At 68.8% G+C, this 3396-nt stretch carries 2 protein-coding genes and 1 pseudogene; all 3 read right to left on the bottom strand.

Annotated features, from left to right (window positions below; genetic code table 11):
• A partial coding sequence (locus GFH49_RS14185) for a copper chaperone (RefSeq protein WP_196217979.1) occupies positions 1-419 on the bottom strand: 419 nt, incomplete at its 3' end.
• Between the two features lie 320 nt (positions 420-739).
• Positions 740-1216 (bottom strand): annotated as a pseudogene (locus tag GFH49_RS14180) (IS701 family transposase); the annotation flags it as partial.
• Between the two features lie 114 nt (positions 1217-1330).
• Positions 1331-2779, bottom strand: coding sequence for a group II intron reverse transcriptase/maturase (gene ltrA, locus GFH49_RS14175; RefSeq protein WP_155056235.1), 1449 nt, complete (start codon positions 2777-2779; stop codon positions 1331-1333).
• Positions 2780-3396: the final 617 nt, after the last annotated feature.

Genomic DNA, 3396 nt, shown 5'->3' with positions numbered 1-3396 from the left:
TCCACGAGGCTGCCGGTGAGGGCCAGGGCCGCGTAGGCGAGCAGCCCGAACGCCGTCCACACCTGCAGATATCCGGCGACGAACTCGACGGTACGGGCGGTCCGGGCCCAGCCGGAGGACTGCCGGCCGATGCCCCGCACCCAGGTGATCGCCACCGGCGCCATGGACGGCAGCATCATGGCCGCCATCATCGTCACCCACAGCACCAGGAACAGCGGCAGCGCCATCCCCATCGTGCCGGGCTCGACCCCCATGTCCCCGGCCTGCCCGATCGTCAGCACCCAGGCGGGAACAGCGATCAGGACCACGACGAGCGACCAGGCGGCAGCGAGATCCCGCGTGGGCAGCAAGCCCCCACCCGTTCCGGTCGGGGCGATCGGCCGGCCGGCCACGAGAGCGGAGCTCCGGCTGTGGCGCATCGGCATGTTCTCCTGCGGCTCCTTCCAGGAGAGCACCTCCCCGCCTTCGGCGCGACCTGATGCGGGAGGTGCCTCATGAAGGTCTTGGCGCGCAGGCCCATGCCTGCCGTGCTTGCCGGGGGCGCCGCGGCGGCCGCCCGACGAGTTCCACACCTCGTCAGGCGCGGTCTCGGCAACAGCCACGGGCCGTGGCAGCATCCCTCAGGCGGCCTGGTGGGCGCGGACACGACCGTCCTCGACGATCACAGCACCCCGAGTACGCGAATGGCGCGATGAACGTCTACGCACGACCGGCGCGAAGAACCGTGGACGACGACGGCACGAAGCTGCGGGTCCTGTCCGTAGGCTTCGTCGCCGGTCACCCACGGTGCCTGCACGCCGGCGTCCAGCGTTGCGGCTGTCATCTCCCAGGCCGGGCGGGGTTTGGTCTGGAACTGCATCTCGTCGGGTATCCCCGCCGCGTGGCGGCGCTGGGCGTCAGCGCTCCAGGAGTGCTCGGGCAGATAGAGCCTGCGGTCGATCGGCGTCCGCCCCCGGTTGGTGGCGTAGGCGAGGAGGACTCCGACCTGGGAGTTCTCGATGCGGCCCGCGGTGCCGGTGTACTGGCGCTGGACGCCCGCAGAGGCCCGGTCCTTCTTCACGAAGCCGGTCTCCACGATCAGTACACCGCCGTCGGTGCCGAGGTGTTCGACGGCGTAAGCGCGGATGTCGTCACGGACAGCGTCGGCGTCCCAGCGGGCGCAGCGCAGCAGGCGCTGCATCGGCCCCGGCCGGGCCAGGCCGGCCTGTTCGGCCAGCTGGTGAGGTCGGACCGGGGCGCCCTGCCGACGTTGCCGTCGGTGGGTTTCCCCGGCCCGCCTCCCGAACCGGACGTGCCCGATCTCCAGGCATCCGGCTCTCCACAAGCCCTCTCAGGCGGCCGCTGCGATCGTGGTCCCGTTGGGCCAAGGCGAGGGGATCTTGTTGCCGCGGTAGAGGTAGCGGTGGGTCCGCACCTTCGCGCACTTGAACAAGGTCACCTCGTCGTCGGCGGGCCACCATCGACCCGCGCTATAGCGACGGCGCAGACTCTTCCAACTGGACCGGCGGTGCTTGCGCCGCAGCCACCCGAAGACCTGGCGCCAGGTGAAGGCCGACAGGTATTGGAAGGTCGCGGCCGACACCCCGTGCCGGAAGTACGCCGTCCAGCCCCGCAGCACCGGGTTGAGATGGTGCAGCACGACTGCCAGCGGCAGGTTCGTGTCCTGTCGACACAGCGTCTTGACCTTCTCCTTGACGGCCTGGAGGGCCTTCTTGGAGGGGTAGAGGTAGACGTAGTGCTTCTGTGTTCCTCGTTTGCGGTGGCGCTGGAGGCGCCACCCCAGGAAGTCCAGCCCCTCGTCGATGTGAGTGATCGCCGTCTTCTCCACCGACAGCCGCAGTCCCATCGGGGCGAGTGCTTCCGCCACCTGGGTGCGTATGTCCTCGGCCTGCTCACGCGTCCCGGTCACGGCAATCAGAAAGTCGTCCGCATACCGGATGAGCCGGTAGTTGGGCAGATCCTGACGACGACGTCGGGCCCGCTGGCCCTGTGTGGAGTTCGGCCCGCCCGGACCGGCCGCGATGAACTCATCGAGGACGGACAGGGCGATGTTGGCCAGCAGCGGCGAGAGAATCCCACCCTGCGGAGTGCCGGTGTCGGTGTCCTTGGACTGACCACCCTCGCTGAGGATGCCCGCCTTCAAGAACGCCTTCACCAGGTCAAGAACACGACGATCCCCGACTCGGCGGCGCACCCGGTCCATCAGGGCCGTGTGGTCGATCGAGTCGAAGCACGCCTCGATATCCCCCTCCACCATCCACTCATAGGAGCTCTTGGCGAAGTGGTGTGCCTCGGCGAGCGCGTCATGAGCCCGGCGCTTCGGGCGGAACCCGTAGGAGCACGGGAGGAAATCCGCCTCAAAGATCGGCTCCAGCACCAGCTTCAGGGACGCCTGGACCACCCGGTCCCGCACGGTGGGAATCCCCAGCCGACGGCGCTTGGCCGTCCCCGGCTTGGGAATCATCCGTTCCCGCACGGGAAGCGGGCGGAAACTACGGTCCTTCAGGTCGGACCGTAGCTCGTTGAGGAAGACCTCAACGCCTTGCCCGTCCTCCACGGAGCGAGCGGTCTGCCCGTCCACTCCGGCCGAGCGGGCGCCCCTGTTCCTTCGCACCCGAACCCACGCGACCAGCAAGAACGCGGGATCGGCGACGAGATTGAACAGGTCATCGAACCGGCGATCACGATCGTCGGTCGCCCAACAGTGCAGCTTGGTCTGCATCCCCAGTACCCGGCGCTCGGCCTTGAGCAGCGCGAACTCCAGCGCGTCGGTATTCACCAGCGGCCTCCCGGCATTGCAGCATCCTCCCTGCCGACTTGCTGGCCCCCTTCGCCATGCACGGAGCTTTCCTCCGCTCGGACTACTACGGGGCCTCCGCCCCACCTGCGGACCTCAGCCGGCAACGGGCCTGCCCTCGCTCTCCGGACCGGATGCCGGGGAAGCGGGGGCGACCGCAGGCGGTTCCCACGTTCACCATGTGCCGATCGGCCAGGTCGGCGTCCCGCTACTACCCCGGCAGCATCACCACGCCTACGCCGCAGACCTTCAGCGTGGCCTCCCCACCGGCAGTTGGAGACCGGCTTCGGAGTTGACCACCCCTGCCGAAGCGAGAGGTCACGCACTGCACCCCGGGCCCATATCCGCCAGATTTGAGCCCGGTGCAAGACTTACGGGGCTTTACACGGGTTCCTCTTCGTACGCCTTCTGGCCTTGCTTGCCGAACCCGACGCGTCTGGCAGTACCGCGCCGTCCCGGCGTTGTCAGGGCTGCTTTCCGTCCTCACCGGCGTTCCCCGACTCGGACTGCCCTCAGCTTCTACCCGGCCGCTGCGACGGCCCGGCGGTAGAGGTCTCGCACCTCCACTCGGTCACATGGCGCCTCGTGGCGCACCCAGC

The organism is Streptomyces blattellae, assembly GCF_009709555.1.
Lineage (GTDB): Bacteria > Actinomycetota > Actinomycetes > Streptomycetales > Streptomycetaceae > Streptomyces > Streptomyces blattellae.
This window is presented reverse-complemented; position numbering and strand designations above follow the sequence as displayed.